The organism is Pseudomonas sp. ES1, from assembly GCF_050586605.1.
Lineage (GTDB): Bacteria > Pseudomonadota > Gammaproteobacteria > Pseudomonadales > Pseudomonadaceae > Aquipseudomonas > Aquipseudomonas sichuanensis.
Genome location: NZ_JBOBDM010000072.1, coordinates 1 through 24,098, shown reverse-complemented (window position 1 = coordinate 24,098; position 24,098 = coordinate 1). Strand labels below are relative to the sequence as shown.

The window sequence follows — 24,098 nt, the reverse complement described above, 5'->3', positions numbered from 1 at the left end:
TCACTACCGGTTGAACCGCTCCGCCAGACTATGCAGGTACTCCGCCATGCGCTCCAGGTCCTGGCTGATCTCGGCCCCTTGCCTGGCCTGCCCGGCACTTTCATCGCACAACTGGGCAATGCGCACGATCTGCTGGTTGATGTCTTCGGCCACGTGGCTCTGCTGCTCGGACGCCGTGGCCATCTGCTGGCTCATGCCGGTGATGCGGCTGACCGCCTGGGCGATGCCGGACAACGCCTCCTGCACCGCCTCGACACTGTGCACGCTGTCGCTGGAGATCTGCTGGCCGCGGCTGGCACTGGCCACCGCACGGTCGGCCCCGGTGCGCAGGCCGGCGATGATGTGGTGGATCTCCTCGGTGGAGGCGCGGGTACGCTGGGCCAGCGAGCGGACCTCGTCGGCGACCACGGCAAAGCCCCTGCCCTGTTCACCGGCACGGGCGGCTTCGATCGCGGCGTTGAGCGCCAGCAGGTTGGTCTGCTCGGCAATCGAGGTGATCACGTCCACCACGCTGCCGATCGATTGGGTCTGCTCGGCCAGGGCATTGACCGCCTGGCCGATATCGCTCACCGCCTCGCTCATGCTGCCCATCGCGCGCAGGCTCTGCTGGGCCAGGTCGCTGCCCTGCTGGGCCAGCTGGTCGGCGTCGCTGGCGGCATGAGCGGTGCTCTGCACGTTGTGTGTGACCTGCTGGATGGTCGCCGCCATCTGCGCGATGGCGGTGGCCGACTGGTCGGTTTCGCTGCGCTGGCGGTCGAGCATCTGCGCCTGGGCGTCAGACAGGTCGGCGGACTGCGCGGCCCGCGACTTGACCCCGACCCCGGCGTCCACCAGGCGGGTCAGCGCGGTCTGCAGACGTGCCTCTTCACTGAGGATCGCCAGGTCGAGCTGGCCCTGCAGGCCGGGGTTGTCGCTGTAGGTCAGGGCCACCAGCGGGCTGGTGAACGCTTTGGGATGCTCCTGCAGGGTACGGCGGATGGCCTGGTTCTGCCGGTGCTCGACCAGGTACCAGGCCGCCAGCAGGCTGGCCATCAGCACCCCCAGTGCGGCGTACTGGGGCAACCACAGATAGCCGGCGGCCGATAGCAGCCCGGCACCGATCAACGGCCAGCCGTGACCGATGCCATGGCCCAGGCGCGCGGCCAACGCCACCGGCGAGCGACCGGCGCGCAAGCGCGCGTAGAGCGCTTCGGCACGGCGGATCTGCTCGCGGGTGGGCACCGAACGCACCGACTCGTAGCCGCTGATGCGGCCGTTCTCGTACACCGCCGTGACATAGGCGCTGACCCAGTAGAAATCGCCGTTCTTGGCGCGGTTCTTGACCACCCCCATCCAGGGCTTGCCTTGCTTGATGGTGTCCCACATATGGCCGAAGACTGACGGCGGCATGTCCGGGTGACGCACCAGGTTGTGTGTCTGGCCGACAAGTTCGTCGTAGGTAAAACCGCTGATGGCCACGAAAGCGTCGTTGCAGTAGGTGATGCGGCTGTTGAGGTCGGTGGTGGAAATCAGCCGCTGGTGGTTGGGAAAGGTTCTTTCGTGTTCGGTGACGGGCAAATTCATGCGCATCGTTGGCGATCCCTTGCTTATCCAGATGAGTGGGAAATTCATCAAAGCAAGTAGATGTTTAGCAGAAGGCCATCACGTCAGTGGTCAAGTTTTGCAGGAATTTTTACCGACCTGACGGAATGAGCTGAAAACGACATTGTTCAGCCAACGTTGAGCTGGCTCTTGAGCAGGTCGCGGAACGTCTGGATCAAGGGTTCCCGGCTGCGGCCGCGGCGGATGATCAGCGAGAACGGCGCCTGGTAACCAAAGGTGGCCGGCGACAATACCCGCAAGTCGCCCTTGTCGACCCAGGCCTGGGCGTAGTGCTCGGGCAGGTAGCCGATGTAGGCGCCGGAGAGAATCAGGATCAGCTGCGCCTCCATGCTCTCCACCGTCGCCGCGCTGTGCTTGAAGCCGTGGCGGGCCAGCTCGGCCTGGCTCCAGTAACCGCGCCCGACCATGCGCTGCTGGGTGATCACCGGCTCCGGGATGCGCCGCTCGGCGAACAGCGAGTGGCGGCTGCTGCAGTACAGCCAGTGCTGCTCGCGGTACAGCGGCTGGTACACCAGGCCGCTCATGCGCGAAGAGAAGGCGCCGATGGCCAGGTCCAGGCGGTTGTCCTGCACGCCCAGCTGCAATTCGTAGGGGCTGGAGACCGACAGGTGCAGGTGCACCCCCGGATGCTCCTGGCTGTAGGCGCCGATGGCCTCGGCCAGCGGCAGCGCGCGATCACCCACCGTGGAGTCGATCACCCCGAGGTTGAGGGTGCCACGCAGCTCGCCCTTGAGCGCCGCCGCGTACTGCTCGAAACCATCCAGTTCGCCGAGCAGGCGCAGGGTCTCCTGATGGAACAGCTCGCCCTTGCTGGTCAGGCTGAAACCACCACGGCCACGGTGGCAGAGGACGATACCCAGGGCGCCCTCCAGCTGGCTCATGTAGGTGCTGATGGCCGATGTCGACAGGTTGAGGTCACGCTGGGCGTTGGCGAACCCCTGGTGGCGCACCACGCTGGCGAAGATGCGCAGCAGTTTCAGGTCGGGCAGCGATGAGGCCATGGGGCGTGGGTTCCGCGGGCTGGAAATCGCCAGAGTCTAACGCGCCTTCAGGCGGATAGTTCAGAAATTCCTGAAGTAAGTATTTGTCGGTAGCGATTCTTCCGCCGCACTACCTTGCGCAGACTGCGGCGAAATGTCCCTGCCCGCCGGCCCCCATCGTTCTTCGAGGCGCGCGGCGGCACAGGTTCGAACAAACATAACAATCGACCGACTGATGAGGCCCACCGTGGACAAGACTCTCCACCAACCACTGGGCGGCAACGAAATGCCGCGTTTCGGCGGCATCGCCACCATGCTTCGCCTGCCCCACCTGCAAAGCGCCCAAGGCCTGGACGCCGCCTTCATCGGCGTGCCGCTGGACATCGGTACCTCGCTGCGCTCGGGCACCCGCTTCGGCCCACGGCAGATCCGCGCCGAGTCGGTGATGATCCGCCCGTACAACATGGCCACCGGCGCCGCCCCGTTCGACTCGCTGTCGGTCGCCGACATCGGTGACGTGGCGATCAACACCTTCAACCTGCTCGACGCCGTGCGCATCATCGAAGAAGCCTACGACGAGATCGTCGAGCACAATGTCATCCCGCTGACCCTGGGCGGCGACCACACCATCACCCTGCCGATCCTGCGCGCGCTGCACAAGAAGCACGGCAAGATCGGCCTGGTGCACATCGACGCCCACGCCGACGTCAACGACCACATGTTCGGCGAGAAGATCGCCCACGGCACCACCTTCCGCCGCGCCGTGGAAGAAGGCCTGCTCGATTGCGACCGCGTGGTGCAGATCGGCCTGCGCGCCCAGGGCTACACCGCCGACGACTTCAACTGGAGCCGTCGCCAGGGCTTTCGCGTAGTCCAGGCCGAAGAGTGCTGGCATAAATCGCTGGAACCGCTGATGGCCGAAGTGCGTGAGAAAGTCGGTGGTGGCCCGGTCTACCTGTCCTTCGACATCGACGGCATCGACCCAGCCTGGGCTCCTGGTACCGGCACTCCGGAAATCGGCGGCTTGACCACCATCCAGGCGATGGAGATCATCCGCGGCTGCCACGGCCTGGACCTGATCGGCTGTGACCTGGTCGAAGTCTCCCCACCTTACGACACCACCGGCAACACCTCGCTGCTGGGCGCCAACCTGTTGTTCGAAATGCTCTGCGTGCTGCCAGGGGTGGTACGCCGCTGATTGGAATGAAGGCTTGTGAGAGCGGGCTTGCCCCGCGCTAGCAATCGCGGGGCAAGCCCGCTCCCACAACAGCCCGTCGAGCCATGGATACACCCCGGCAGGAGCCATTCGGGAGGGCCATAGAGGCCCGCCAACACATCACAGGACCGCCGGGCGCGTGAACCCGCCCGGACGGCCGATCTCGCCATAATAAAGATAATCGGGAGACCCCCAATGGCCTTGGACATCATCGTTGTACTGATCTATGCCGCCGGCATGCTCGCGCTTGGCTGGTACGGCATGCGACGTGCGAAGACCCACGAAGATTACCTGGTGGCCGGGCGCAACCTCGGCCCGACCCTGTACATGGGCACCATGGCCACCACCGTGCTCGGTGGCGCGTCCACCGTCGGTACCGTGCGCCTGGGTTACGTGCATGGCATCTCCGGTTTCTGGCTGTGCGCCGCGCTGGGCCTGGGCATCATCGCGCTGAACCTGTTCCTCGCCAAACCGCTGCTGCGCCTGAAGATCTTCACCGTCACCCAGGTGCTGGAGCGCCGCTACAACCCCATGGCGCGCCAGGCCAGTGCGGCAATCATGCTGGCCTATGCGCTGATGATCGGCGTGACCTCGACCCTGGCCATGGGCACCGTGCTGCAGGTACTGCTCGACGTGCCGTTCTGGATGGCACTGCTGTTCGGCGGTGGCGTGGTGGTGGTGTACTCGACCATCGGTGGCATGTGGTCGCTGACCCTGACCGACATCGTCCAGTTCGTGATCAAGACCGTGGGCCTGATGTTCATCCTGCTGCCGGTGTGCCTGTACAAGGCCGGTGGCTGGGACACCCTGGTGGCCAAGCTGCCGGCGGCCAGCTTCAGCTGGACCACCATCGGCTGGGACACCATCATCACCTACTTCCTGATCTACTTCTTCGGCATCCTGATCGGCCAGGACATCTGGCAGCGGGTATTCACCGCCCGTGACGAGAAGGTCTGCCAGCGCGCCGGCACCACTGCGGGTGTCTACTGCGTACTGTACGGCCTGGCCTGCGCCTTGATCGGCATGTCCGCCCACGTGCTGATGCCAGACCTGGCCAACCCGAACAATGCATTCGCCGAGATGATCAAGGGCCAGCTGCCTGAAGGTATCCGTGGCCTGCTGATGGCCGCCGCCCTGGCTGCGATGATGTCCACCGCCAGTGCCGGCCTGCTGGCCGCCTCGACCACCCTGACCGAAGACCTGCTACCCAAGCTGCGCGGCGGCAAGCAGTCGAGCCTGGGCATCAACCGCCTGTTCACCCTGCTGACCGGCCTGGTGGTCCTGGGCATCGCCCTGGCGGTGAACGATGTGATCAGCGCCCTGACCCTGGCCTACAACCTGCTGGTGGGCGGCATGCTGATCCCGCTGATGGGGGCGATCTTCTGGAAGCGTGCGACCACCGCCGGAGCCATCGCCAGCATGTCGCTGGGCTTTGTCACCGCGCTGTTCTTCATGTTCAAGGATGGCCTGGATGCCAACTCGCCGATCTACTACAGCCTGGCGATCGGCCTGGTGAGCTTCGTGGTGGTCAGCCTGGCGTCGCGCAAGCCGGCTGCGGCAGTCAACCTGGCCTGACGCCACCCCCCGCGATTAGCTGCACCCTCAATGCAAAAGGCCGCCGCATCGTAAGATGCGGCGGCCTTTTGCCTGGTGTATCAGCGACGACGCGGCTGGCGCTTGCGCTGTTCTTCGTCGGTAGGGATCGGCACCGGCTGTAGAGGTGGCGGGAGCAAGCCCAGGGCGACGGCTAGGTCGTGGAGCCAGTTATACATGCGTTCGTTCATAAATGCCCCCTTGACGGGTTCAGCCTCACGGTCAATCAATCCTGCGATGCGTCATACAGATCATAGTCCGATGTCCTGCATTACGCATGCGCCTGTTCTTACAGATATGGGCGATTTTGACCCGGATCAAGCGCAGGCGACAGCTTCCGACGGTCGGTCAATCGTTTCGCTTTGTTGCAATTCGATCCACGCCTGCAGATTGGCCCCACGCATGCCCTGGCGCCACATCAACCAGGTGACCGCCTGATCGAATGGCGTTTGCAAGCGATGGGCACGCACCCGGTCACGCCCCGGCAGGCTGTCGAGCATCGATTGCGCCATCAGCGCCACCCCGGCGCCTGCGATCACACAGGCCAGCATGCTCTGATACGACTCGATCTCCATCACTCGCCCCATGGGCGTGTGGGCATGGGCATACCAGGCCTCCAGGCGCATACGGTAGGAGCAACCCTGGCGGAAGGTGAACACCGCCCTGCCAGCCACATCCCGGGCGCTGCTGACCGGTGGATGCTCGGGGCTGGTGATCAGTACCAGCTCTTCCTCACACAAGGGCACGCCATCCAGCCCGGCCAGGCTTGGCGGCCCATCCACCAGCGCGGCATCGAGCCGATGGCTGAGCAGCCCCTCCAGCAAATCGCCACTGGGGCCGGCCTGGACTTGCAGGTTCACTGCGGGGTAGGCCTGGTGATAGCGCGCCAGCAGCGCCGGCAAATGAATCGCCGCCGTGCTGTACATGGTACCCAGCACGAAATCACCGGCCGGCTGCCCGCCTTGCACGGCGGCCATCGCTTCGTCACGCAGGGCCGACAGGCGGTTGGCGTAATCCAGCAGTACCTTGCCCGCAGGCGACAGTTGCAGGCGTTGGCGCTCGCGCAGGAACAGCTCCACGCCCAGCTGCTCCTCGAGTTGGCGCAAACGCGTCGACAGATTCGACGGTACACGGTGCAGGCGCTCGGCCGCGCGGGTGATCGAACCTTCCTCGGCCACGGCCAGGAAGATACGTAGTTGGCTGAACTCCATATCTTTCTCTAAAACAGAACAACTTGATCATCATTATTCAATTTTATTGAAAGTCAATCCGCCCTACCCTGCCATCCATCGCACCCCTTCGAGCAGGAGACGCCTCCATGTCGCCCTTCGTGCAACTGCTGGCCAGCGCCGTGGCCCTGATGATGGCCATGGGCATCGGCCGTTTCGCCCTCACCCCGCAACTGCCCCGCCTGATCGCCGAGGGCCAGTTCGACCTGACGGCAGGTGGCCTGGTCGCTGCCGCTAACTACCTGGGCTACTTCCTCGGTGCGGTGGACGGCATGTTCGCCCGCCAGCCGGCCCAGGTGCGTCTGCGCCTGCACGGCGGCCTGTGGCTCTGCGTGTTGCTCACCCTCGCCTCAGCGGCCGCCGACGGCTTCTGGAGCCATCTGCTGCTGCGCTTCGGCACGGGCGTGGCCAGTGCCTGGGTATTGGTGATGATCACCAGCCTCAGCCAGCAACTGGCCAACGCCCATGGCCGACAGCGCCTCGGTGCCCTGGTGTTCGCCGGGCCCGGTGTCGGGATCGCCGTCACCGGCCTGCTGGCACTCGGCGCGCACCTGCTGGGGCTTGGCTCGGCGGCGCTGTGGCTGATCTACGCGATGGCGGCGCTGGTGATGCTGCTGGCCGTGCTGCGGTGGTTGCCACGGGCCCTGGAGCCTGCGCCTGTCGCGGCCACTGGCAACAGCGGCCCGACACAGGGCAAGGGTATCGGCCGCCTGGGTCTGGTGTATGGGCTGTACGGCATCGGCTATATCTTGCCAGCCACCTTCCTGTCACAGATGGCCAACCAGCAGTTCCAAGGGCAGTGGATGGCCGATCTGTTCTGGCCGGCATTCGGCCTATCGGCGGCGCTGGGCGTGGTCGTCGTCAGCCTGCGCCGCCCAGGGCGCACCTCGGCGTGGCTGACCGCCACGCTCTGGCTGCAAGGCCTGGGTGTGCTGGCCTGCCTGCAAGGCGGCGGCATCGGGCTGGGCCTGGGGGTAGTGCTCTGCGGTGGGCCATTCCTGGCCTGCATGCAACTGGTGATGCAGCGCTCGCGGGAACTGGCGCCCCATGCGACCCAGCGCAATGCCGGGCTGCTGACCGCGTGCTTTGCCCTGGGGCAATTGAGCGGGCCGCTGCTGGCGGCCTTGAGCAGCCACTTCAGTGGTGGCTTGCAGCCAGCGCTGGTGATGGCTGCTGCGGGGCTGGGGCTGGCCGGGGTACTGGTACTGACGGGGGCCGTACCACGATCTGCGTCATGCCTTGGCCTGCGCCAGGCGGGTTGAGCCTGGCGCCCCTGTCGCTCGCCAGCTACCCCACGACCCTGCGCAGTTGCCGCCGCACCCAAGCCTCGGCACTGACCATGATCACCCCCACCAGCACCAGCACCGCGCCGAGCACGAAGTTCAAGCTCAGCGGTTCGTCCAGCAGCACGACGCCAAAGGTCACCCCGAACAACGGCGTGATGAAGGAGAACACCGCCAGGTTCGAAGCCAGGTACTTGCGCAGCAACCAGAACCAGGTCAAATAGCTGACGAACGACACCACGATGCCCTGGAACAGCACGCTGCCAACCGCCAGCGGGGTCAGCGCGAAATCAGCGATCTGCCCGCTCACCAGGGCCATCAGCAGCAGCCCGGCGAAACCCACCGCCAGTTGGTAGAACAGCGTCAGGGTCGCCGGCGCCTCGGATAACCGCGAACAACGCACCACCACCGTGGTCGCGCCCCAGGCCAAGCCGCCCAGGATAGCCAGGGCGTCACCCAGCAACATGCGCCCATCGAGCTGCTCGAACGAGACGCCTCCGGCGAATGCCAGGGCGATGCCGGCAAACGCCAGCAGGATGCCAAGCCACTGCAACAGACGCAGTCGCTCGCTGGGCATCATGAAATGCAGCCCCAGGGCGGTGAAGATCGGCGCGGTGTAGAGGAATACCGACATGTGCGCCGCCGAGGTCAGCTTCAGCCCCTCGGCGATGAACAGGAACTCCAGCCCGAACAGCGCACCGGCCAGCACCCCGGCACGCCAGGTGATACCCACCAGACCCCAGCCTCCCTTGAAGCAGACCAGCAGCCCTACCAGCACGGCGGCGATGCCGTTACGGAACGCCGCCTGCATCACCGGGGCAATGTCAACGGCAGCGGATTTGATCAGCACCTGCTGGCAGCCCCAGATCAGGCACAGCCCCAGCATCACCTGCAGGGCAAAGGCGTCAGGGTTCTTGCGGACCTCGCTCATAAGCGGGCCAACTGGATTTCTACAGACATGATCAAGGGCTCGGCAGTGGCAGACGAACGGCGATTATCAGCCGTTCAGCCCGCCACTTGCCAGCCTCAAAACGACCTCAGGCGATCTGCGCGTTTGCCGAAACCTGGTCGAAGGTGTTTTCGTCCAGCGCATCCTCCTGCCGGTCAAGGACTTCGCGCGGATGGCCGAAACCCGGGATGCTGCTGTCGATGAGGCTGAGCAGGCGTGAGCCACGCTCGGTCAGCACGAAGTTCTCTCCATTGCCGCCGTCTTCTTCAGGCCGGCTGGCGATGAAGCCACGTTCGAACAGAAGCTTCTCGTACTCGCAGGCGCGGGTTTTCAGATGGTCCAGGTCGCCCGGTGCCTGGCCATTTGCAGCCAGCGCTGCGGCGTGTTGTTCGGCATAGGGGCGTGGCGTGAAGCTATGACCGGCGCCGTTCTGCACCTCGTGCAGCAAGCGCTCGATCAGGTCCCAGTCGTAGCGGCTCATGGAATGGCCTCCTGCAATGAACGGATGGGTTACACAAGGTGGGACCGACAGAAGCCGCCCGCCGTTCAGATCGGCAAGCTGCCGATGGCATCCCAGGCAATCTGAACTTTCAAATTGCCCCGACCCTCACACCTAGCAGGACCATCAGAGGCCAAGATGATGAAACCCCTCTACCGCGCCGCAATGCTTGCCAGCCTGGTGTGCGCCTTGCCCGCCTGGGCCTGCACGCCGGAAGAAGCTACACAAAAGCGCGAGGAACTGGCCGGGCTGGTTGCCCAGCTGACCGAGCAGAACCCACAGAAAGCCAAAGAAATAAACGACGAGCTGCAAGGCATGGAGCTCGGCACGGCGAGCAAGGATTTGCCGGACAAGTGCCAACTGATCGACAAGCGGATCAAGGAATTGAAGGAAGCCGAGAAAAAAACCTGAGCAGCGCCTGCTTCAGCGGCGCTGCTGGGCCAGCATGTATTGGCGCAGCAACTGGTTGATTCGGGTCTGGTAGCCACTGCCTTGGTCCTTGAACCAGGCCAGTACGTCTGCGTCGAGGCGAATGGTCACGGTTTGTTTGGCCGGTAACCGAAGCTCGGCCTGGCGGAAGAAGTCGTCGTCGAGCTCGGGGATATCCGAGGTGTCGATCGGCCCGCGACCAGTGTGTTCATCACTGTTTATGGATGGTTTCGACATAGCGCATTTCCTCGCGTCGGGTGGCTCTTCTGGCGGAGATGACTCGGATCACATCCCCTTGCCGTTCGGTGTAGGCGACCACGCTGACCCAGGCATTGATCCAGCCCATGCTGATCCAGCGTGGTTCCACGTAGTCGAACCGCTCATCCTTGAGCACCAGCATCGGGTGCCGGAACATGTCGGGCACTTCATTGAAATCGATACCGTGCTTGCGGATGTTCAGCTGGTTCTTTTCCTCGTCCCATTCAAAACGCATGGGACTTTCGTATTTACAGTTGTACATACGCTACTCCTGCCAGCGAAAACATGCCAGAGGTATTCTGGAAGCCAGGCAGCAAAATGCCTGGGCCGAGGAGCAGTTTGGGAAATGGGCTACGCACGCTTGGGGAAAGCGCGAAATCACCCGCCACCCTTGCAGTGGCGGGCTTGCATCAAACAGCGCTTACTCAGCCGCTGGCTTGCGCTTCTTCAGCGGCGCCATGCCATCGGAACTGGCCAATGGCGCATTGGCCTTCGGCTTGGCGGTCGGTTTGCGCTTGGCGGCGCCCTTCTTGTCGCCGGTCTTCTTCTCGGTCTTTTTCTTCTTGGTGCCAGCCGCCTTGCCCGAGGCCTTGACCTTCTTCGGCCCGCTGTAGGTACCCTTGACCTCCTTGATGACACGGCGCTCGAACTGCTGCTTGAGGTAGCGTTCGATGCTCGACATCAGGTTCCAGTCGTTGTGGGTGATCAGCGAGATCGCCAGGCCTTCGCCACCGGCACGGCCGGTACGGCCGATACGGTGCACGTACTCGTCGCCACTGCGTGGCATGTCGAAGTTGATCACCAGGTCCAGCCCGTCGATGTCCAGGCCGCGCGCCGCCACATCAGTGGCCACCAGCACCTTGGAGCCGCCTTCCTTGAAGCGGTCGATGGCCAGCTTGCGGTCCTTCTGGTCCTTCTCGCCGTGCAGTACGAAGGCCTTCACTTCCTTGGCCACCAGATGACCGTAGATGCGGTCGGCCAGGGCACGGGTGTTGGTGAAGATGATTGCCTTCTGGTAGGTCTCGTTGGCCAGCAGCCACTGCACGATCTGCTCTTTGTGCTGGTCGTGGTCAGCGGTGATGATCTGCTGGCGGGTACCTTCGGCGAGCTGCGAGACACTATTGAGCATCAGGTGCTCAGGGTCTTTGAGGACCTTGCCGATCATGTCGCGCAGGGCTGCGCCGCCGGTGGTGGCGGAGAACAGCAGGGTCTGCTTGCGGTTCTCGCACTCCTTGCACAGGCGCTCCATGTCTTCGGCAAAGCCCATGTCGAGCATGCGGTCTGCTTCGTCGAGGATCAGCACGTCCACATGGGACAGGTCGAGGTTGCCGGCATTGAGCTGCTCGAGCAGGCGGCCCGGGGTGCCGATCAGCACATCCGGCACCTTGCGCAGCATGGCGGCCTGTTCCTTGAAGTCTTCGCCGCCGGTGACCAGGCCCGACTTGATGTAGGTGAACTGGGAGAACAGCTGCACCTGCTTGAGGGTCTGCTGGGCCAGCTCGCGGGTCGGCAGCAGGATCAGCGCACGGATTTCCACGCTCGGGCCGCTGCGGTCGACCAGGCGGTTGAGCAGTGGCAGGACGAATGCAGCAGTCTTGCCGCTGCCGGTCTGTGCCGTCACCCGCAGGTCACGCCCTTGCAGGGCCAGGGGGATGGCCGCTGCCTGCACCGGGGTCGGCTCGACAAATTTCAGCTCGGCCACGGCTTTGAGCAGGCGTTCGTGCAGGGCGAATTGGGAAAACACGGGGGTAACCTCGGGCAAGTGCGAAAAATTCAAGTTGCATAGGGTAACGTTTTCCGCCGCCAGAACCGAATTTCTTTTGGCAACTTTGCGCCGATCCACGCTCTAATGCCGCTTCGTACCGCAACACAGACCGTTTCCTACGCTTATGGACCTCCAACGATTCTGGCGCGATGCCCTCGACCTCTGGGGCACCCTCGACCAACACCCGCTGCTGCACGCCGCCCTCGGCCTGGCCGTGCTGCTGCTCGTCTCACTGCTGATCGGCCGCCTGGCGCGCTTCCTGATCCTGCACACCAGCCGCCTGCTGGGCCGGCAACCGGCGCTCAGATGGCTGGACGACCTGCGCCACAACAAGGTGCTGCACCGCCTGGCCCAGACCACTCCATCGCTGGTGGTGCAGTTCGGCCTGAAGCTGGTGCCGGAACTCTCGGCCACCGCCCAGCATTTTCTCGGCAACCTCGCCCTGGCCATCACCCTGCTGTTCATGACCCGCGCGCTGTCGTGCCTGCTCGACGCGCTGCTGGACATCTACGCCCGCACCGAACATGCCCGCACCCGCTCGATCAAGGGCTACATGCAGCTGGCCAAGATGATGCTGTGGATCTTCGCCGCCATCGTCATCGTCGCCACCCTGATCGACCGCTCGCCGCTGTTGCTGCTGTCGGGTCTGGGTGCCATGTCGGCGGTGCTGCTGTTGGTGTACAAAGACACCCTGCTGTCGTTCGTCGCCAGCGTGCAGTTGACCAGCAACGACATGCTCCACGTCGGCGACTGGATCGAGATGCCCCAGGCCGGGGCCGACGGCGATGTGGTGGATATCACCTTGCACACGGTCAAAGTCCAGAACTTCGACAAGACCATCGTCTCCATCCCCACCTGGCGCCTGATGAGCGAGTCATTCCGCAACTACCGCGGCATGCAGCAATCCGGCGGACGGCGGATCAAGCGCAGCCTGTTCATCGACGCTGCGGGCGTACGCTTCCTGACCCAGGAAGAAGAACAGCGCCTGGGCCAGGTGCGCCTGCTCGGCGACTACCTGGCCGGCAAGCGCCAGGAGCTGCGCGAATGGAACGAAGCCCAGGGCCACAACGCCGGGTTGTCGGCCAACCGCCGGCAGTTGACCAATATCGGTACCTTCCGCGCGTTTGCCCTGGCGTACCTGAAGAGCCACCCCAACGTGCACCCGAACATGACCTGCATGGTGCGCCAGATGCAGACCACCGCCGAAGGCGTGCCGCTGGAGATCTACTGCTTCACCACCACCACGGTATGGGCCGAGTACGAGCGCATCCAGGGCGACATCTTCGACTACCTGCTGGCGGTGTTGCCGGAGTTCGGCTTGAGCCTGTATCAGCAGCCCAGTGGCAATGACATGCGCGCCGGGCTGGCGGCCAGGGTGGCGACGAGCAGGCTGATGGAGACAGATCCAGCCTGAAGCCGCCATCGCGGGGCTCAACGTGAGGCTGGCTGAACCCTGGGCACCCCACCCAAGCGGCTGAGCCACACCGACGCCAGGATGATCGAGCCGCCGATGGCCAACCGCCCCAGCGGCTCATCCTGGTTCCAGATCAGCAGGTTCAGCAGCAGCCCCACCGGTACATGCAGGTTGTTCATCACTGCCAGGGTGCCGCCGGATACCAGGCAGGCGCCCTTGTTCCACCAGTACAGGCCAAGCGCGGTCGGGCACAGCCCAAGGAACAGCAGCACCAGCCACTGGGTGTCGGTGCTCGGCAGGTGCTGGGCATTGCCGAACAGCAGGAAGGCCGGCAGCACCACCAGCAGCGCGCCGAGGTAGAAATAGCCGAAACGCCGGTAGTGCGGCAGGTCGCTGGGGTGGCGGGCCACCAGATGGCGGTACAGCACCTGGCCGGCGGCATAGGTGAAGTTGGCCAGTTGCAACAGCAAAAAGCCCACGAAGAACTCACCCGTGACACTGTCGAAACGGATCACCGCCGCGCCGGCCACGGCCACCAGCGCAGCCAGCAGCGCCCACGGGTTGAAGCGCCGATTCAGGGCGTCCTCGATCAAGGTCACGTGCAGCGGCGTGAGGATGGTGAACAGCAGCACTTCAGGCACGGTCAACACCCGGAAGCTCAGGTACAGGCACACGTAGGTAATGCCGTACTGCAGCGCGCCGATCAGCAGCATGGAACGCATGAAGCGCGGTTCGACCTGGCGCCAGCGGGTCAACGGCAGGAACACCAGCCCGGCCAGCAGCACCCGGGCCAGCACGGCAAAGTAGCTGTCGACGTGGCCGGCCAGGTATTCGCCGATCAGGTTGAAAGAGTACGCCTGGATCAGCGCGACGATTATCAGGTAGCCCATGGTGGCCTCTCGTGGATCAAGGCGGCGACCTTAGCGGGTTGCGTCCGGGCAGTTCAACCATGAGGTTTGTAAGGGCTGTGCCGGCCTCTTCGCGGGTAAACCCGCTCCCACAGGAACATGCATAACCTGTGGGAGCGGCGGTTCGCCGCTGCGATTTACCCGCGAAGAGGCCGGCATTGGTACTTGCTGTGTCCCAGCCATAAAAAAACCCGGCCATCGCAATGACCGGGCAGGTACACCCAAAGGAGCAACAAGGTGTCAGGGTTGGGAATTCATTGAGCCTCAGGCCACCGCGGCCAGCTTGGCCTTGGCCTGGTTCAGGCCCTTCTCGTGGAACTCGCCGCTCATGTTCAGGCCTTCGGCGTGGATGAAGTCCACATCATGGATGCCGATGAAGGCCATCACCTGGCGCAGGTAAGGTTCCTGGTGATCGCTGCTGGCGCCGGCATGGATGCCGCCACGGGCGGTCAGGACGATGGCGCGTTTGCCGGTCAGCAGGCCTTGCGGGCCGGTCGGGGTGTACTTGAAGGTGATCCCGGCACGCAGCACGTGGTCGAGCCAGGCCTTGAGGGTGCTGGGGATGGTGAAGTTGTACATCGGCGCCGCCATCACCAGCACGTCGGCTGCCAGCAGTTCGTCGGTCAGCGCGTTGGAACGGGCCAGGGCCTCCAGCTCAGCGGCGCTGCGCTGCTCTTCTGGCTTCATCCAGCCGCCCAGCAGGTTGGCATCCAGGTGTGGCACCGGGGCCACGGCCAGGTCACGGACCTTGATCTCGTCAGACGGGTGCGCCGCCTGCCATTGCGCAATGAAATCCTGGGTCAGTTGACGGGAAACGGAATCCTGCTGGCGGGCGCTGCTTTCGATGATCAGTACGCGGGACATGGGTGCCTCCATCGGCGGTAAAGGGTGGCGATTCGATGGAGGTGAGATTAAGGGTTGACCTATCGATAAAAAAGCGTAAAAAGTGGGACCAATCTATCGATGAATCCGTTTTATTCCGCTTTGCAGTCCACCTGGATGCGCAATTTGAGAATCTCGCGGTTGAACTTCGCCGTTACATCGACGCTTTTGCCCGCCGGCACATTGACCCGGCGCACGCGCGGCGCCTCGGGGCCATTGCGGAACGTGACCTTGCACGCCGCCGGCACCTGCCCATAGTTGTTGAGGTTGATCGAACCGATGTCGTAGGTGGTGTCATAGGCGGTGTAGTCGACCTTGACCCCGTCGGTCTGTTTCTCCACATCGATGGGATAAGCCATGGCCCCCAGGGGCAGGCACAACAGCACAGCCGCACAACATTTCTTCATACCGGCGCTCTCCTTGAGAAGAGCGCAGCTTAGGACAACAGGAGCCCTGGATGAAAGCGCCGCGCGTAACCCTGGATCAGTGGCGGACCCTGCAGGCGGTGGTCGATCACGGCGGCTTCGCCCAGGCCGCCGAAGCGCTGCACCGCTCGCAGTCATCGGTGAGCTACACCGTGGCGCGCATGCAGGAGCAACTGGGCGTGCCGCTGCTGCGCATCGACGGGCGCAAGGCCGTGCTCACCGAGGCCGGCAGCGTGCTGCTGCGCCGCTCGCGGCAGCTGGTCAAGCAGGCCAGCCAACTGGAAGACCTGGCCCACCACATGGAACAGGGCTGGGAAGCCGAAGTGCGCCTGGTGGTGGACGCCGCCTACCCCAGTGCCCGCCTGGTACGCGCCCTCAGTGCGTTCATGCCGCAAAGCCGCGGCTGCCGGGTGCGCCTGCGTGAAGAAGTGTTGTCCGGGGTCGAGGAAGTGCTGCACGAAGGCATCGCCGACCTTGCCATCAGCAGCTTCAACATCGGTGGCTATCTGGGCACCGAGCTCAGCCCGGTGGAGTTCGTCGCCGTCGCCCATCCCGAGCACGCCTTGCACCGCATGGGCCGTGAGATCACCTTCCAAGACCTGGAAAGCCAACTGCAGGTGGTGATCCGCGACTCCGGCCGCGCCCAACCGCGCGACGTCGGCTGGCTGGGCGCCGAGCAGCGCTGGACGGTGGGCAGCCTGGGCACCGCCACCACCTTCGTCAGCAGCGGCCTGGGCTTTGCCTGGCTGCCCCGGCACATGATCGAACGCGAGCTGCGCGAAGGCGTGCTCAAGCCCTTGCAACTGGATCAGGGTGGCAGCCGCCACCCACTGTTCTACCTTTATTCGAGCAAGGAAAAGACCCTGGGCCCGGCCACGCAGATCCTCATCGAGTTGCTGCGCAACTTCGACACCGCGCCGCTGGACGTGCCCTTCGCAGCCCCCCCGCAAGCCTGAGAGGACCGCGCCCATGGCCTGTTTCGAACATGACGGATGCCTGCTGCATTACGAGGAACATGGCCAGGGCGAGCCCCTGGTGCTGCTGCACGGGCTGGGTTCGAGCAGCCAGGACTGGGAGCTGCAGGTACCTGAGTTCAGCCGCCATTACCGGGTCATCCTCATGGACATCCGCGGCCACGGCCAATCCTCCAAGCCGCGGCGCGGCTACCACATCAAGACCTTCAGCGAAGACCTGCTGGCCCTGCTCCAGCACCTTGGCAGCGGCCCCGTGCACTTCGTGGGCCTGTCGATGGGCGGCATGGTCGGTTTCCAGTTCGCCGTCGACCACCCCGCCTGGCTGCGCAGCCTGTGCATCGTCAACAGTGCGCCGGAAGTCAAACGCCGCACCCGCAGTGACTGGGTCTGGTGGCTCAAGCGCTGGGGCCTGGCGCGTCTGCTCAGCGTCGAAACGGTGGGCAAGGGCCTGGCCGCCAGGCTCTTTCCCAAACCCCAGCAGGCCGAACTGCGGCGCAAGATGGCCGAACGCTGGGCACGCAACGACAAACGCGCGTATCTGAAAAGCTTCGACGCCATCGTCGACTGGGGCGTGCAGGAACGCATCGGGCAGATCGCCTGTCCTACCCTGGTGATCGCCGCCGACCACGATTACACACCAATACAACTCAAGGAGCGTTACGTCGCCCTGATGCCGCAAGCCCGACTGGCGGTCATCGAGGATTCCCGGCACGCTACGCCCCTGGACCAACCCGCAGTCTTCAACCGTACCCTGCTGCCCTTCCTCGCAGCCGCTTCCACCTCTCAAGGATCTTTGAGCCCATGCTGAAAAAACTCCTGCTCACCGCCTGCTCGCTCGCCTTCGCCACCAGCGTCATGGCCTCCGACAAGACCCCGCACGTCCTGCTGGACACCAGCTTCGGCCAGGTCGAAATCGAACTGAACGCAGAAAAGGCGCCGATCAGTACCAAGAACTTCCTCGAGTACGTCGACAGCGGCTTCTATAACAACACCATCTTCCACCGCGTGATCCCGGGCTTCATGGTCCAGGGCGGCGGCTTCACCGACCAGATGGCGCAGAAGAACACCAAGGATCCGATCCGCAACGAGGCCAGCAACGGCCTGCAGAACACCCGTGGCACCTTGTCCATGGCCCGTACCTCCGACCCGAACTCGGCCACCAGCCAGTTCTTCATCAACGTGGCCGACAACGATTTCCTCAACCCCGGGCGTGACCGTGGTTACGCGGTGTTCGGCAAGGTTACCAAGGGCATGGACGTGGTCGACCAGATCGTCAACTCGCCAACCACCGTCAAGAAAGGCATGCGCGACGTGCCGGCCGACCCGGTGTACATCAAGTCAGCCAAACGCATCGACTGACCGCAGGCTTCACAAGGATGTGAACCGCCTGAGGGTCGGATGGAACAGGAGTTACCTCACCCATGCTGTACCGTCGTTTCGAGCAATTGATCGACATCTTCCGCGAGGCGCCGAGCGAGGCGCCGCCCGGCAAGGTCTGGCCCTTCTACCTCTATTACCTGCGCCAGGTGTGGCCCAGCTTCCTCGCCCTGCTGATCGTCGGCCTGTTCGCCTCGCTGATCGAGGTGGCGATGTTCAGCTACCTGAGCCGGATCATCGACCTGGCCCAGGGCACGCCCAACGCCAACTTCTTCAGCGCGCACAGCGCTGAGCTGATCTGGATGCTGGTGGTCATTCTGCTACTGCGGCCGCTGTTCTTCGGCCTGCACGACCTGCTGGTGCACCAGACCATCAGCCCGGGCATGACCAGCCTGATCCGCTGGCAGAACCACACCTACGTGCTCAAGCAGAGCCTGAATTTCTTCCAGAGCGACTTCGCCGGGCGCATCGCCCAACGCATCATGCAAACCGGCAACTCCCTGCGCGACTCGGCAGTGCAGGCGGTGGACGCACTATGGCACGTACTGATCTACGCCATCAGCTCGCTGGTCCTGTTCGCCGAAGCCGACTGGCGGCTCATGCTGCCGCTGCTGGTATGGATCGCCTGCTACATCGCGGCGCTGTACTACTTCGTGCCCCGGGTGAAAGAGCGCTCGGTGATCTCCTCCGACGCCCGCTCCAAACTGATGGGCCGCATCGTCGACGGCTACACCAACATCGCCACCCTCAAGCTGTTCGCCCACACCGACTACGAACAGCAGTACGCCCGTGAAGCGATCCGCGAGCAGACCGAAAAAACCCAACTGGCCGCGCGGGTCGTCACCAGCATGGACGTCGTCATCACCTCGCTCAACGGCCTGTTGGTGGTCGCCACCACGGGGCTGGCGCTGTGGTTGTGGAGCCAGTCGCTGATCACCGTCGGCGCCATTGCCCTGGCCACGGGCCTGGTGATCCGCATCGTCAACATGTCGGGCTGGATCATGTGGGTGGTCAACGGCATCTTCGAAAACATCGGCATGGTCCAGGACGGCCTGCAGACCATCGCCCAGCCGGTAACGGTCAGCGACCAGCCCGATGCGCCGGCACTGAAAGTCAGCCAGGGCGCGGTCCGTTTCGAGCACGTGGGCTTTCACTATGGCAAGGGCAGCCAGGTCATCGATGCGCTCAACCTGGACATCCGCCCCGGCGAGAAGATCGGCCTGATCGGCCCGTCCGGCGCTGGCAAGTCGACCCTGGTCAACCTGCTGCTGCGCCTGTACGACGTGCAGGCCGGGCGCATTCTCATCGACGGCCAGAACATCGCCGAGGTCAACCAGGCCAGCCTGCGCGCACAGATCGGCATGATCACCCAGGACACCTCGCTGCTGCACCGCTCGATCCGTGACAACCTGCTGTACGGTCGCCCCGATGCCACTGATGAAGAAGTGTGGGAAGCGGTGCGACGGGCAAAGGCCGACGAGTTCATCCCGCAGTTGTCCGACGCCCAGGGCCGCACCGGCTTTGACGCCCATGTCGGCGAGCGCGGGGTCAAGCTCTCCGGCGGCCAGCGCCAGCGCATCGCCATTGCCCGGGTACTGCTGAAGAACGCACCGATCCTGGTCATGGACGAAGCCACTTCAGCGCTGGACTCGGAGGTCGAGGCGGCGATTCAAGAGAGCCTGGAGACGCTGATGCAGGGCAAGACAGTGATCGCCATCGCCCACCGCCTGTCGACCATCGCCCGCATGGACCGCCTGGTGGTGCTGGACAAAGGGCATATCGTCGAAAGCGGCAGCCACAGTGAACTGCTGGCCCAGCACGGGCTGTATGCGCGGCTGTGGCATCACCAGACCGGTGGCTTCGTCGGCGTCGACTGACCGTGCATGTCGCCTCAAGCTCGCGCCCACCCTGCCGACATATGTTGTCGTACAACAACATGAGGGCCCTGGTGGGCCGGCGAGGTGGTAATGCTGTTACGCCAATGGAACATCGCGCCCCGAGCAACATCGGGGTTCGCCTGCATTGCACTGATGGTTGCCTTACTTGGCATGTTCTCCCTTGCCAAGATGGACGACATCCGTGACTCGGCCACGGCCATGGAAGAAAACTGGGTGCCCAGCATCCGCACCGTGGACACCATTCGCGAAAACATGCTGCGGGTACGAACCATCTCGTTGCGCGTTGCTCTCGACCCGAACCCGGCCAATGTCGACACCTATGTCAGCCAGTACGAAGCCCGCAACAAGGTCCTGATGCAGAACATCAAGGACTACGAGGCGTTCGTCGACACCCCTGAAGAATCCCGCATCTACCAGCAGTTCCAGCGCGACTTCGCGACTTACCAGAAAGGCATGGCCGACTCCTTCTCGCTGGCCCGGCGCGGCGACATCGTCGCCCTGCACAAACTGGTGCTGGTAGACATGAAGCCGGTCGTCGACGGCACCGGCGCGCAATTGGCCGAGCTGGGCGAACTGTATGCCAAGAGCATCGAACGCGAGGGTAACCAGGCGGCCGAGCGTTATGACCAGTCCCGAGCCATCGTCATCGGCGTGATCCTGCTGGCCGCACTGTTCACCGTCACCCTGGCCTGGCTGCTCACTCGCAGCATCGTGCAGCCGCTCAAGGATGCGGTACTGGCAGCCAAGCAAGTGGCCGAGGGCAACCTGAGCAACGCCATCGCCGCCAGCGGCAACGACGAAGTCAGCCAGTTGCAGCACTCACTGGCACAGATGCGCGACCGCCTGCGCGACACCCTGGGCGAGATCTCCGGTTCCTCCACGCAACTGGCGGCGGCTTCCGAAGAGCTGCACGCGGTCACCGAGGAAGCCGGACGCGGCATCACTCGCCAGCACGACGAAATCGAGCAGGCCGCCACCGCCGTCAACGAAATGAGCACAGCGGTCGAAGAAGTGGCGCGCAATGCCGTGTCCACCTCCGAAGCCTCGCGACAATCGACCCAGTCGGCGCAGCAGGGCCAGGCCCGGGTGTCGCAGACCATCGAGGCGATCAGCGACCTGGCCGAAGAAGTGGCAGCCTCCGCTACGCTGGTGGGGCAACTGGCCGAACAGTCCCAGAAAGTGGGCACGGTGTTGGATGTGATCCGCGCCATCGCCGAGCAGACCAACCTGCTGGCGCTCAACGCGGCCATCGAGGCCGCCCGTGCCGGTGAGTCGGGCCGCGGCTTCGCCGTGGTAGCTGACGAGGTGCGCGCGCTGGCCCATCGCACCCAGAACTCGACCCAGGAGATCGAGCAGATGGTATCGCTGATGCGCAGCGGCGCCAGCCAGGCCCTGACCGCCATGCAGACCAGCAGCACCCGCGCCCGCGATACTCGCGAGCTGGCCCAGAGCGCTGGCCACGCGTTACAGGAGATCACCTCGGGGATCAGCGAGATGTACGAGCGCAACCTGGTGATCGCCAGTGCCGCCGAAGAGCAGGCCCAGGTGGCCCGAGAGGTGGACCGCAACCTCACCAACATCCGCGACCTGTCGGTGCAGAGCGCCACGGGTGCGCAGCAGACCAATGCCTCGAGCCAGGAACTGTCGCGCCTGGCAAGCGGGCTCAATGGGTTGGTCAAGCGCTTTACCCTTTGAGGGCCCACGGGGCTGCTTTGCAGCCCTGACAATCTCAAGCCTTGCGATAAGGCAGCGCTGCCTTCGCCTGCTCGGCATACCCCAGCACCCCGGCCCGCTCCTGCAACAGGAAATCCTCCACCGCCCGCCGCAACCCCGGGTGCAGCAGGTAGTGCCACGAACGGGTGATCACCGGCTCGAACCCTCGAATCAGCTTGTGCTCACCCTGTGCCCCGGCATCGAAACGCTGCAGCCCTTCGGCAATGGCAAAGTCCATGCCCTGATAAAAACAGGTCTCGAAATGCAGGCGGTCGAACTCGTCCAGGCAGCCCCAGTAACGGCCGTAGAGGCTGTCGCCCCCCACCAGGCTCAAGGCCATGGCCACCTCGCGGCCATTCTGCCGGGCAATCACCACCCGGATCGCTTCGGGCATACGCGCGGCAATCAGGCTGAAAAATTCGCGGGTCAGGTAGGGTGAACGGCGGCGCACGGTGTAGGTGTTGGCGTAGCACAAGTAGACGAAGTCCCACTGCGCCTCGCTCAGTTGATCGCCCCGGTACCACGCGAACTCGATGCCATGTGCCGATACCTGCTCGCGCTCCTTGCGCATCTGCTTGCGCTTGCGCGAGCTGAGCGTGTCGAGGAAGTCCTGGAAGTCGCGGTAACCCCGGTTGCGCCAGTGGAATTGGCAGCCCAGGCGCTCCATCCAGCCCGGCAGGCCAGCCATCGCCTCATCCAGGGCGCTGTCGGTGAAATTGATATGCGCCCCGGACAACCCACCCTTGCCCAGGTATTCCGGCAGTGCCTGCAACAACAGCAGGGCGTCGCCGGGCTCGGTACTCAACAGGCGCGGCCCGCTGACCGGGCTGAACGGCACAGCGCCGAGCAGCTTGGGGTAGTAGGCGATGCCGGCACGTTCGCAGGCGTCGGCCCAACCATGGTCGAACACGTACTCGCCGAACGAATGCCACTTGCGGTAGGCCGGCAGCAGCGCCCGCACCTCACCGTCGCGCTCCAGCACCAGGTGTTCGGCGGCCCAGCCGTTGTCAGGCGCGACACTGCCGCTGTCTTCCATGGCACTGAGAAAGGCGTGGCGCAGGAAGGGTTGGCCAGCGGGCACCAGTGCATCCCAGGTGGTCGCCGGCAGGTCGCGCAGGTGGGCAAGGCTGTGAAGGCTGATCACGATTGGGACTCGTTGAATTGAAGTGGGCAGTATTGCCAATGCAGCCGCGACACTCAATTGAACTGCTGTTCACTTAACAGCAGTGCCACCAATTGGACATTATTCTGTCATTCCCCCCCGCAATACTGGCGCCTGTTTTTCGGAAGCCCAGAACCTGTCTAGCCAGGGCTTTTCCGAAGGCATGCCAACTCGGGGGCGGCCGCGTGAGCCTCCCCACTTTATTCAACAGGGAGAACCTTATGCGTCTTGTTTCTACACTTACTGGAGTGAGCCTCACCGGCATGATGCTGGCTCTGAGTACTCCAGCCAGTGCTGCTGTCGACGCCAAGCTGCTCGAAATGCTCCGCGCCAATGGTTCGATCAACCAGGCGCAGTACAACGAACTGCAAGGCGACCTGGCAAAAGAAACCAAGGAAAAGGCCGACCAGAAAGCTCAGTCCGAACGTATGAGCTCCTTTGAACAAAAAGTGGCATGGGCCGCCAAGACCCAGATCAAGGGTGATGTGCGCCTGCGTTACGAGGACGTCAACGTCGACAACCCGATCGCCCGCAGCGGCAACCAGGACCGTGAGCGCGTCCGTGCCCGTGTCGGCTTCTATAGCGAGATCAACCCGCAGGTCGACGCCGGCGTGCGTGTGGCCACCGGCAGCAGCGCCGATGCCCGCTCGACCAACCAGAGCCTGGACAACTACTTCGAGAAGAAATCGCTGTGGGTCGACCTGGCCTACCTCGACTGGCACCCCACCGCGGTGCCGAACCTGCACCTGATCGGCGGCAAGATGATGCAGCCTTGGGTCAGCATGGGCGACATCATCTGGGACAGCGACATCAACCCCGAAGGCCTGGCCGTCACCTACAAGACCAACCTGGGCCCTGCCGAAGTGTTCGGCAGCCTCGGTCACTACAACCTGAAGGACAACGTCGACGGCGACGGCGTGCAGTTCAAGCACGACGCACAGCTGTACCACGGCCAGTTGGGCACCAAGTTCAACGCCGCCGACACCCTCAAGGTCACCGTGGGCGGCAGCATCTACGGCTACGACAACGACAAGCAATCGGCGGCACTGCGCTCGCTGGGCAACACCACCAACGAGTTCAACCTGGTGGAAGGTTTCGGTCAGCTGGACTTCACCGGCTTCGCCATTCCGCTGTCGGCCTACGGCCAGTTCGTCAAGAACACCGAAAGCACCGACGGCAAGGACAAGGCCTGGCTGGCCGGCCTGAAAACCAAAGTAGGTGCCTGGAGCATGGACTACAACTACCGCGACGTGCAGCGTAACGCCGCAGTCAGCCTGTTCACCGACTCCGACTTCGGCAACGGTTTCACCGGTTCGCGTGGCCACAAGTTCAAGGTCGGCTACGAGATCGACAAGAACTTCGCCCTCGGCGCGGCCTACATGATGGCCAAGACCGACTACTCCAACCTGCCGAACAGCGATGCTGACGTAGACACGCTGCAGGTGGACCTGGAAGCCAAGTTCTAAGCGACACGCTCCCCTGCTTCGCACTCAGGCGGGAAATGCTGACCCCATCCAGCATTTCCTGCCTTTTTTTTGCCTG

General features: G+C 63.9%; 24 protein-coding genes and 1 pseudogene. 11 read left to right on the top strand and 14 right to left on the bottom strand.

All coding sequences use genetic code 11. The annotated features are described in order from the left end of the window. Nucleotides 1–3 precede the first annotated feature (3 nt). The 3 genes and pseudogenes from ACQ4N9_RS23510 to ACQ4N9_RS23500 form a co-directional block, all read right to left on the bottom strand. Nucleotides 4–1,032 (bottom strand): methyl-accepting chemotaxis protein, encoded by a 1,029-nt coding sequence (locus ACQ4N9_RS23510; RefSeq protein WP_374045897.1) that lies wholly within the window; start codon nucleotides 1,030–1,032, stop codon nucleotides 4–6. A 234-nt stretch (nucleotides 1,033–1,266) separates the two neighbouring features. After that, nucleotides 1,267–1,563 (bottom strand): annotated as a pseudogene (locus ACQ4N9_RS23505) (PAS domain-containing protein); the annotation flags it as partial. A 146-nt stretch (nucleotides 1,564–1,709) separates the two neighbouring features. Beyond that, nucleotides 1,710–2,603, bottom strand: a complete 894-nt coding sequence (locus ACQ4N9_RS23500; RefSeq protein WP_110996362.1) for a LysR family transcriptional regulator — start codon at nucleotides 2,601–2,603, stop codon at nucleotides 1,710–1,712. A gap of 226 nt (nucleotides 2,604–2,829) precedes the next feature. Between ACQ4N9_RS23500 and speB the strand changes: the two genes are divergently transcribed. Next, a complete protein-coding gene (gene speB / locus ACQ4N9_RS23495) occupies nucleotides 2,830–3,780 on the top strand; it encodes an agmatinase (protein WP_110996363.1) in 951 nt (316 codons plus the stop codon). A gap of 213 nt (nucleotides 3,781–3,993) precedes the next feature. Then, complete coding sequence (locus ACQ4N9_RS23490; protein ID WP_390967207.1) at nucleotides 3,994–5,373, top strand: sodium:solute symporter; 1,380 nt, start codon at nucleotides 3,994–3,996, stop codon at nucleotides 5,371–5,373. Between the two features lie 80 nt (nucleotides 5,374–5,453). On the opposite strand, the gene ACQ4N9_RS23485 is transcribed toward ACQ4N9_RS23490, so the two are convergent. Together ACQ4N9_RS23485 and ptrR are read right to left on the bottom strand one after the other, a co-directional pair. Next, on the bottom strand, nucleotides 5,454–5,582 hold the full coding sequence (locus ACQ4N9_RS23485; RefSeq protein WP_256206021.1) for a PA1414 family protein: 129 nt from the start codon (nucleotides 5,580–5,582) through the stop codon (nucleotides 5,454–5,456). 126 nt (nucleotides 5,583–5,708) lie between these two features. Continuing rightward, nucleotides 5,709–6,602 (bottom strand): putrescine utilization regulator PtrR, encoded by an 894-nt coding sequence (ptrR, locus tag ACQ4N9_RS23480; protein WP_316905101.1) that lies wholly within the window; start codon nucleotides 6,600–6,602, stop codon nucleotides 5,709–5,711. Nucleotides 6,603–6,709: 107 nt separating this feature from the next. On the opposite strand from ptrR, the gene ACQ4N9_RS23475 reads away from it, so the two are divergent. Continuing rightward, complete coding sequence (locus tag ACQ4N9_RS23475; protein WP_390967206.1) at nucleotides 6,710–7,882, top strand: MFS transporter; 1,173 nt, start codon at nucleotides 6,710–6,712, stop codon at nucleotides 7,880–7,882. 25 nt (nucleotides 7,883–7,907) lie between these two features. Here ACQ4N9_RS23475 and ACQ4N9_RS23470 read toward each other — a convergent pair whose 3' ends face one another. After that, the gene (locus tag ACQ4N9_RS23470) at nucleotides 7,908–8,834 is read right to left on the bottom strand and encodes a DMT family transporter (protein ID WP_390967205.1); all 927 of its coding nucleotides are present in this window, start codon (nucleotides 8,832–8,834) and stop codon (nucleotides 7,908–7,910) included. Nucleotides 8,835–8,940: 106 nt separating this feature from the next. Further along, complete coding sequence (locus tag ACQ4N9_RS23465) at nucleotides 8,941–9,333, bottom strand: transcriptional regulator (protein ID WP_110996368.1); 393 nt, start codon at nucleotides 9,331–9,333, stop codon at nucleotides 8,941–8,943. 159 nt (nucleotides 9,334–9,492) lie between these two features. Between ACQ4N9_RS23465 and ACQ4N9_RS23460 the strand changes: the two genes are divergently transcribed. Next, nucleotides 9,493–9,762 (top strand): hypothetical protein, encoded by a 270-nt coding sequence (locus ACQ4N9_RS23460; protein ID WP_390967332.1) that lies wholly within the window; start codon nucleotides 9,493–9,495, stop codon nucleotides 9,760–9,762. A 12-nt stretch (nucleotides 9,763–9,774) separates the two neighbouring features. Here the strand turns inward: ACQ4N9_RS23460 and ACQ4N9_RS23455 are convergent, their stop codons facing one another. From ACQ4N9_RS23455 to ACQ4N9_RS23445, 3 genes are all read right to left on the bottom strand, one after another. Beyond that, nucleotides 9,775–10,017 (bottom strand): BrnA antitoxin family protein, encoded by a 243-nt coding sequence (locus tag ACQ4N9_RS23455; protein WP_390967204.1) that lies wholly within the window; start codon nucleotides 10,015–10,017, stop codon nucleotides 9,775–9,777. Continuing rightward, on the bottom strand, nucleotides 9,992–10,273 hold the full coding sequence (locus tag ACQ4N9_RS23450) for a BrnT family toxin (RefSeq protein ID WP_390967203.1): 282 nt from the start codon (nucleotides 10,271–10,273) through the stop codon (nucleotides 9,992–9,994). Before ACQ4N9_RS23450 ends, ACQ4N9_RS23455 begins: the two co-directional genes overlap by 26 nt. A gap of 186 nt (nucleotides 10,274–10,459) precedes the next feature. Beyond that, nucleotides 10,460–11,782 carry a DEAD/DEAH box helicase gene (locus ACQ4N9_RS23445; protein WP_125465075.1) on the bottom strand — a complete coding sequence of 441 codons (1,323 nt, stop codon included), beginning with the start codon at nucleotides 11,780–11,782 and terminating at the stop codon, nucleotides 10,460–10,462. A 145-nt stretch (nucleotides 11,783–11,927) separates the two neighbouring features. Between ACQ4N9_RS23445 and ACQ4N9_RS23440 the strand changes: the two genes are divergently transcribed. After that, the gene (locus ACQ4N9_RS23440) at nucleotides 11,928–13,217 is read left to right on the top strand and encodes a mechanosensitive ion channel family protein (RefSeq protein WP_347148273.1); all 1,290 of its coding nucleotides are present in this window, start codon (nucleotides 11,928–11,930) and stop codon (nucleotides 13,215–13,217) included. A gap of 17 nt (nucleotides 13,218–13,234) precedes the next feature. Here ACQ4N9_RS23440 and ACQ4N9_RS23435 read toward each other — a convergent pair whose 3' ends face one another. From ACQ4N9_RS23435 to ACQ4N9_RS23425, 3 genes are all read right to left on the bottom strand, one after another. Then, the gene (locus ACQ4N9_RS23435) at nucleotides 13,235–14,107 is read right to left on the bottom strand and encodes a carboxylate/amino acid/amine transporter (protein ID WP_390967202.1); all 873 of its coding nucleotides are present in this window, start codon (nucleotides 14,105–14,107) and stop codon (nucleotides 13,235–13,237) included. 282 nt (nucleotides 14,108–14,389) lie between these two features. Next, on the bottom strand, nucleotides 14,390–14,989 hold the full coding sequence (locus ACQ4N9_RS23430) for an FMN-dependent NADH-azoreductase (RefSeq protein WP_110995901.1): 600 nt from the start codon (nucleotides 14,987–14,989) through the stop codon (nucleotides 14,390–14,392). A 110-nt stretch (nucleotides 14,990–15,099) separates the two neighbouring features. After that, complete coding sequence (locus tag ACQ4N9_RS23425; protein ID WP_390967201.1) at nucleotides 15,100–15,414, bottom strand: 3-phosphoglycerate kinase; 315 nt, start codon at nucleotides 15,412–15,414, stop codon at nucleotides 15,100–15,102. A gap of 50 nt (nucleotides 15,415–15,464) precedes the next feature. Here ACQ4N9_RS23425 and ACQ4N9_RS23420 point away from each other — a divergent pair, with 50 nt between their 5' ends. The 5 genes from ACQ4N9_RS23420 to ACQ4N9_RS23400 all read left to right on the top strand — a co-directional run bounded on the left by ACQ4N9_RS23420 (nucleotide 15,465) and on the right by ACQ4N9_RS23400 (nucleotide 21,376). After that, nucleotides 15,465–16,388, top strand: coding sequence for a LysR family transcriptional regulator (locus tag ACQ4N9_RS23420; RefSeq protein WP_390967200.1), 924 nt, complete (start codon nucleotides 15,465–15,467; stop codon nucleotides 16,386–16,388). Nucleotides 16,389–16,401: 13 nt separating this feature from the next. After that, nucleotides 16,402–17,214: an alpha/beta fold hydrolase gene (locus tag ACQ4N9_RS23415; protein WP_390967199.1), complete on the top strand. Its 813-nt coding sequence runs from the start codon at nucleotides 16,402–16,404 to the stop codon at nucleotides 17,212–17,214. Continuing rightward, on the top strand, nucleotides 17,208–17,765 hold the full coding sequence (locus ACQ4N9_RS23410) for a peptidylprolyl isomerase (protein WP_390967198.1): 558 nt from the start codon (nucleotides 17,208–17,210) through the stop codon (nucleotides 17,763–17,765). The genes ACQ4N9_RS23415 and ACQ4N9_RS23410 overlap by 7 nt, the downstream gene beginning before the upstream one ends. A gap of 62 nt (nucleotides 17,766–17,827) precedes the next feature. Further along, nucleotides 17,828–19,660 (top strand): ABC transporter ATP-binding protein, encoded by a 1,833-nt coding sequence (locus tag ACQ4N9_RS23405; protein WP_125859593.1) that lies wholly within the window; start codon nucleotides 17,828–17,830, stop codon nucleotides 19,658–19,660. A gap of 90 nt (nucleotides 19,661–19,750) precedes the next feature. Next, nucleotides 19,751–21,376 carry a methyl-accepting chemotaxis protein gene (locus ACQ4N9_RS23400; RefSeq protein ID WP_390967197.1) on the top strand — a complete coding sequence of 542 codons (1,626 nt, stop codon included), beginning with the start codon at nucleotides 19,751–19,753 and terminating at the stop codon, nucleotides 21,374–21,376. 34 nt (nucleotides 21,377–21,410) lie between these two features. On the opposite strand, the gene ACQ4N9_RS23395 is transcribed toward ACQ4N9_RS23400, so the two are convergent. Next, complete coding sequence (locus ACQ4N9_RS23395; protein WP_390967196.1) at nucleotides 21,411–22,538, bottom strand: GNAT family N-acetyltransferase; 1,128 nt, start codon at nucleotides 22,536–22,538, stop codon at nucleotides 21,411–21,413. Nucleotides 22,539–22,777: 239 nt separating this feature from the next. Between ACQ4N9_RS23395 and ACQ4N9_RS23390 the strand changes: the two genes are divergently transcribed. Continuing rightward, on the top strand, nucleotides 22,778–24,022 hold the full coding sequence (locus tag ACQ4N9_RS23390) for a putative porin (RefSeq protein ID WP_390967195.1): 1,245 nt from the start codon (nucleotides 22,778–22,780) through the stop codon (nucleotides 24,020–24,022). Nucleotides 24,023–24,098 lie beyond the last annotated feature (76 nt).